Raw genomic sequence first — 5,603 nt, forward strand, 5'->3', positions numbered from 1 at the left:
CACAACTAATCAAGACCCTGACCCGGTGATAGCTTCGCGAAAACAACATGAGAAACGATGTTATCGGCTGGAATTCAAAATACAAACGTACAAGTATGCTGCTGAATAGTTTTGTCAGTCAACCAGGGGTAAAGGTTACAGACATTAATAGGTAATTAATTCTGTGTAAGTGCTTAATTTTATCAATATCAGCGCCAACTAGGGCTAAAACTAGCAAAGCTGCTACCAGGGGCAATCTAGCTTGAAACCCTTACAAAGTATAGGTTTCAAAATTAAGATTTTTAGAATTTATCGATTGCTAGATAAGAGTAATTTTTGCAGCCTTTACCCTAATTTAGGTAGGTCACAAAATTCTTCAATAAAGTCAGCGATTAAAAGCCCCGCCCGGTTCCGGTCTAGATCTTCTTCTGTAGGGAAGTAATTTTTGGTATGAATAAAAAAGCCTTTATTCGTCAGTGTCTGTGAGACTGCTAATTTTTCTGTCATATATCCACACAGATAGGAACCAGCTCCAGGACTTTCAGAATCCTGACCTGCTTTCTGCTCATAGGTTCTAACGAGGTTATGAACACGTTCATTATAATGCCAACCAGCTGTCTGGCCTTCAATTTTTGCGCCATATTCTTGTAACTTTTTATTTACAGGGCGACCGTATAGATCATATTGATCTGATATCTCATTTCTTGCAGCACTGCCTGTATGCTCAAACTTAAAGAGACCCTGAGGTCCACCGACGCCAAAGGCAATAACCGCATCAATCTGAAACTGACCACTGTTATCCAAAAATTCAACTTCATCAACAGCTTCATCAGCGTCATAAATATTCACCCCCACCCGCTTTATCCTACAAATATATTGCTTTTCAGCAGAGGATTTTTTACGGAGAGACTGCCTGACCTGAAAGGCTAAGCCCTTACTTGGGTTGTAGTTACCACAGTGAAAATTGCTATAAGCCATTAACCAGATATTGTGTTTCATCTTTTTTGACAACTCGTAATTGGATTAAATAAAGGAAAGTCAACCTCCTTTACTTACTTTTCAAATTTAAACCAATTTAAAAAACAAATCAACGGATAAACCTCATAGAAAACCTCATAGAAAACCTCATAGAAAACCTCATAGAAAACCTCATAGAAAACCTCATAAACTTCATAAACCTCATAGAAAACCTCATAAACCTCATAGAAAATCTCATAAACCTCATAGAAAACCTCATAAACCTCATCTAATACCAAATCCTCTTCTCATACCCCCCTGATCTGCATAGCCCTAGATTTCAGGCATAAACTGGCAGAAAAAGATTTGGTCGATTTTTAGAAAGGGGTTTTGACAAGCGAATTTAGTATAAAACCTCATCTAAAACCTCATAAAACTCATCTAAAACCTCATAAAACTCATCTAAAATCTCATCTAAAATCCCTAAATTATTGTTCAAACTCAATGTAGTATAGGTAGCAGAGTAAAACGTGCTGGATATTACAGCTACGGGAGTTCTGGAGGTGCAGCTGTGATCGCCTTTGGCGGAAGCTTTGCTTCATCGAACAAGCGCGGAAGCTGAGGCCGTAGGCCACGCTTTGCGAACGCTGATCACACACCTAAGCCCCATCTCTACATCCCCAGGGTAAGTGCAAGAAAAAATGACTCATAATGTGCATTGGCTGGATATCGCTCTGGTTGGGGGTTTTCGTTTGGAATGGGAACTGGGATGGTAGTGAGCGATATAGGGCTGCTAGGACTAGAGTCGAACAGTCCGGAATGTGAGTGGTAAGGGTGGAGTAATTAAAGGGGACTAAACTCGTATAATCCCTGTTGCTAGCCGTAGGACTATGAGGGGCTACGTTGCAGTAAACCCTTTGAAATCAGGCTTTATCCTACAGTAAGCGTTTAGGTTAGTACATTCTAAATCCTGAAACCCTTTCACAGCTTGCTGTTCCCTGTTGTCTGTTCCTTCTTCTCTAGCGTATAGCACCATGGCTCCCAAGAAATAAACAAGGTTCTCAAGATGCTACACAAAATTGCCCTTGGAGCGAGTCAATTAGACCACCAAGCTAATTCAAGAGTAGACCCGTGGTGGAGGCTCTACGGGAGAGAGTGCCGAGTATTTTCACCGGAAACCAAAGGAGGTAAGCCACCTACCGAAATAAAGGTTGGAGATTATGTCCGCCTTCGTGGTAAGCCAGAAATGATACGAAAGGTGCTGTCAATCGAATGGCATGGTTACAGAAACCGCTATTGCTATATAGTCGAAACTCAGGCATCGTTGAGCGGAGAGCACTGCCCTGCATATTGGTTTAGCGAACAGCTTGAGAATGTCTCGAAACAGTCGCTCACATTAAAATCCACATGGTTATTCCATCTGGATTTGAGGGACTTTCTTGCAAGGTTCGTTGTTGACATCCTGGTGCGATGCACTATGCGCAACCAAAGGCGTTCGCACCTAATTAAACTGCAGCGACAGTTGTCTTGTTTTTATCTATTCAGATTATACTATGGATGAGGTTTGTTGTTAATATAGTTTTGTGCTAATCCGGTAAAAATGGATTAGATGTTGACATATTCACGTGGCACGCTAAACTATAGCAATTCTACGACTTGTGAGGTACAAATTTCTGGTTTTTAGGGAGCAGGGAGCAGGGAGCAGGGAGCAGGGAAGAGGGAAAAGGGAAGAGGGAAGAGGGAAGAGGGAAGAGGGAAAAAATAATCTGTACCTCATGAGTCCTATAAACGCTCTAACTAAATTATTGTCAGAATTCAATCAATCAATTTCTCCCAGTTTTTAAAAAATTTTCCCAATTTTTAGAGGAATTATTAAATTACTCCGATAAATACTGAGGATAGGGAATTTCAACTTGGAAGTCATCAGCCGCCATCTCTTCAATTAGCTCATAAACCGCCAAACAATCATCTAACGCTCGATGTCCCCCGCAAAGCGGTTGCCATTTATATGATTTATAATAATCACTCCATTCACCACAATACTGAGCATAAATTTCCATCAGACAGTAAGCTTGAGTTTCTGATTTCAATTTTGATAGCTTATAAAGCTTTCGACAATAGTTTAGGATTGATAAATCAAAATCAGCATTATAAATTAGCAAATTTTTATTATCGATCGCCTGCTCTATATCTTGCCAAATTTCCGGCAACGTTGGTGCATTAACCACCATCTCATCAGTAATACCATGAATTGCGGAAAATTCAGCAGGGATTGATATCGAAGGTTTTACCAGCGTATTTAAAACCGTTTCAGCTTGGTGATTGATAACCGCAATTTAAACAATTTCAGCACATTATAACCCCGTGGTTTCAGTATCCAAAATCACCCAATCATTACTACTTAAAAAGTCTCGACAAGATTGAATCGCTCTTTTTTTATCAAGTTCAAAACGTGCGCAATATTCCTCCCACCATTTCTGATGATGTCTAGCCTTATTGATTTCTGCTAACTGTTTGATGTTTGCTTTTTGTTTTTCTGATAATTTCCGTTTCGAGCGCACGCTTTCCGGATTATTGATGTCATACAAATATAAATCATATTTTCGACAATGAATTACACCCACAGCTTGAACTGGTGCCAATCCTAACTCTGATAGTTGTTTTTTAGTTTTTAAATTTTCTGACGGCTCGTTATCGTTTCCCCACCATTGATATTCCTGAAGCATTTTCTTAAATCTCTGAAAGACTCATTAAAATTTTATCAATTATTTTCTCAACTTCACGGCTGCGGTTCTCCTAGATCGCCGCTACGCGAATGCCTTTGGTACAACTGCTTCTAGTTATACTTCAATTTCGTAGATGTGTCTCTGATGCATTCAGTCATCAGTGGTCAGCTGTCAGTGGTCAGCTGTCAGTGGTCAGCTGTCAGTGGTCAGCTGTCAGCTTTCCCTAACAGAGATTAAACTAATGCTCACCTCTTTCATTCAAAAGCTGTTCACGTAGTGTGCGCGTAGCGCATTAGCTGATAGCTGATAGCTGTTCGCGTAGTGTGCGCGTAGCGCATAAGCTGATAACTGATAACTAATAGCTGATAAATAATAGTTAAATGATTACCTTGAATTTTGCTTTATTCCCGATTCCAGTTATTAGCTAAACATGTTACCATTCTAACTCTTTACTTGTAACTAATTATTACATTTGTCGTAACTTATCCAGATTTTTTAGATTTTCCACTTGACAACAACTATAGTCACTATTTATAATATAATCATGGCGAAAAGAGCCGCGCTTTGCGAACACCAACCAACAAGCGCGGCTCTCTCCCAAACCACAGTTTAGGTAACTCTATCATAATGGCAAAAAAACGATTTATTCATCATCCCATCGATTATCACGAAGCTATGGAGCGCCTTGAGCAGCTTGGACAACAGAGGGAACCGAAGCAGGAAAATTCCTATCCCTATCCGATCACGGAACGAGAGCAAATACTAATCCGACTGTATAGTTACTACCAATTAGGTATGACACCGCAACGGTTCTACCAAAAGTGGGACGTAACGCAAGAAGATATAGCTTTGATCTGCTCTTGTTCCGCTCACACTGTTAATGGCTGGTTTAACACCAGTCGTCGCTATTACCCTCCCACTGCTGTTCACTTGCGCCATCTGGCGATTATGGATTTTTTGTTGGAAGATTTTGAAACAATTCAGAGGGAGTTATTGGATCGATTGTGCTTGAAGGAGGAGAGAATGGTGAATTAAGAATTTAGAATTGAGAATTAAGAATGTAGAAGGCAGAAGGCAGAAGGCAGAAGGCAGAAGGCAGAAGTCAGAAGTCAGAATTCCCAATTCTAAATTTCCAATTCCCAATTCTACATTCTACATTCAAAGGCGATCGCACCTAATTAAACTACCGCGATCGCTGTCTTATTTTTCATCTATTCAGATTAGACTATGGATGAAGTTTGTTGTTAATATATATAGCGTTTATCGTAGTTATGAGGTACACTATTCTTTGAGTTTGATTCCCTGTTAGGTGCGCTTTCCGTATTAAGAATTAAATTCGCCACGGGTCGCACCTCTTGATGCAGCGCATCGCTATTCCATCTTCCCTATTAACCTCCTGGGAGGGGTTAGGGGTGCGTTCCTGTTCCCAGATCCGCTGTTCCCTAAAATCTGGGAATTGTGTACCTCATAGCTATGATAATTGCTAGATATTGTCAAGGCGCAATTAGTTAGTAAATCACTGCACCTGGTCCTTCAGAAATACCAGTATTGGGTACTTCTTCGTCTCCAACCCATTCAGAGCCATTAAACACATTACACCACATCCATCCACTGTCCTCTCGCCCTTGATGTAACAGGTAAATTTGGTCATTATATACGACTGCTGATGGTCCAGCAGTTATCCCAGTTTTATGTATTTTGTGATCTCCAGCCCACTCATTGCCATCGAATACATTGCACCACAGCCAACCGTTATCACCTCTGCCCTCGTGAAACACGTATACTTGACCGTTGTAGACTAATGCATCTGGATCATCGGTTAAACCTGTGGCCCGTACCTCTTTATCTCCAGCCCACTCATTGCCATCAAAAACGTTATACCAGAGCCAGCCACTATCCCCTCGTCCTTGGTGGAACACATAGAGGAGGTCATTGTATACA

At 40.7% G+C, this 5,603-nt stretch carries 8 protein-coding genes; 3 read left to right on the plus strand and 5 right to left on the minus strand.

Going from position 1 to position 5,603, the window contains the following annotated elements:
* Window positions 1–324: 324 nt before the first annotated feature.
* Window positions 325–978 (minus strand): hypothetical protein, encoded by a 654-nt coding sequence (locus F6J99_RS41295; protein WP_293122265.1) that lies wholly within the window; start codon window positions 976–978, stop codon window positions 325–327.
* 1,024 nt (window positions 979–2,002) lie between these two features.
* Between F6J99_RS41295 and F6J99_RS41300 the strand changes: the two genes are divergently transcribed.
* Window positions 2,003–2,497 carry a hypothetical protein gene (locus F6J99_RS41300; RefSeq protein WP_293122268.1) on the plus strand — a complete coding sequence of 165 codons (495 nt, stop codon included), beginning with the start codon at window positions 2,003–2,005 and terminating at the stop codon, window positions 2,495–2,497.
* A gap of 72 nt (window positions 2,498–2,569) precedes the next feature.
* Here the strand turns inward: F6J99_RS41300 and F6J99_RS41305 are convergent, their stop codons facing one another.
* The 3 genes from F6J99_RS41305 to F6J99_RS41315 form a co-directional block, all read right to left on the minus strand.
* Window positions 2,570–2,713, minus strand: coding sequence for a hypothetical protein (locus tag F6J99_RS41305; protein ID WP_293122271.1), 144 nt, complete (start codon window positions 2,711–2,713; stop codon window positions 2,570–2,572).
* Between the two features lie 100 nt (window positions 2,714–2,813).
* On the minus strand, window positions 2,814–3,272 hold the full coding sequence (locus F6J99_RS41310) for a 3'-5' exonuclease (RefSeq protein WP_365975281.1): 459 nt from the start codon (window positions 3,270–3,272) through the stop codon (window positions 2,814–2,816).
* A gap of 18 nt (window positions 3,273–3,290) precedes the next feature.
* Entirely contained in the window at window positions 3,291–3,662 is a 372-nt protein-coding gene (locus F6J99_RS41315; RefSeq protein ID WP_293122274.1) for a hypothetical protein, read from the minus strand.
* 627 nt (window positions 3,663–4,289) lie between these two features.
* On the opposite strand from F6J99_RS41315, the gene F6J99_RS41320 reads away from it, so the two are divergent.
* Together F6J99_RS41320 and F6J99_RS41325 are read left to right on the plus strand one after the other, a co-directional pair.
* Entirely contained in the window at window positions 4,290–4,697 is a 408-nt protein-coding gene (locus F6J99_RS41320; protein ID WP_293122277.1) for a hypothetical protein, read from the plus strand.
* A gap of 10 nt (window positions 4,698–4,707) precedes the next feature.
* A complete protein-coding gene (locus F6J99_RS41325) occupies window positions 4,708–4,971 on the plus strand; it encodes a hypothetical protein (protein ID WP_293122280.1) in 264 nt (87 codons plus the stop codon).
* Window positions 4,972–5,170: 199 nt separating this feature from the next.
* On the opposite strand, the gene F6J99_RS41330 is transcribed toward F6J99_RS41325, so the two are convergent.
* The coding region (locus F6J99_RS41330) for a hypothetical protein (RefSeq protein ID WP_293122283.1) at window positions 5,171–5,603 on the minus strand (433 nt) is incomplete at its 5' end.

Origin of the sequence: Moorena sp. SIO4G3 (assembly GCF_010692305.1) — a bacterium.
Lineage (GTDB): Bacteria > Cyanobacteriota > Cyanobacteriia > Cyanobacteriales > Coleofasciculaceae > Moorena > Moorena producens_A.

Bases quoted from the DNA above. Each gene is read 5' to 3' on its own strand.
- F6J99_RS41295 (WP_293122265.1), bottom strand. From the start codon at position 978: ATGAAACACAATATCTGGTTAATGGCTTATAGCAATTTTCACTGTGGT.
- F6J99_RS41300 (WP_293122268.1), top strand. From the start codon at position 2,003: ATGCTACACAAAATTGCCCTTGGAGCGAGTCAATTAGACCACCAAGCT.
- F6J99_RS41305 (WP_293122271.1), bottom strand. From the start codon at position 2,713: ATGAGGTACAGATTATTTTTTCCCTCTTCCCTCTTCCCTCTTCCCTCT.
- F6J99_RS41315 (WP_293122274.1), bottom strand. From the start codon at position 3,662: ATGCTTCAGGAATATCAATGGTGGGGAAACGATAACGAGCCGTCAGAA.
- F6J99_RS41320 (WP_293122277.1), top strand. From the start codon at position 4,290: ATGGCAAAAAAACGATTTATTCATCATCCCATCGATTATCACGAAGCT.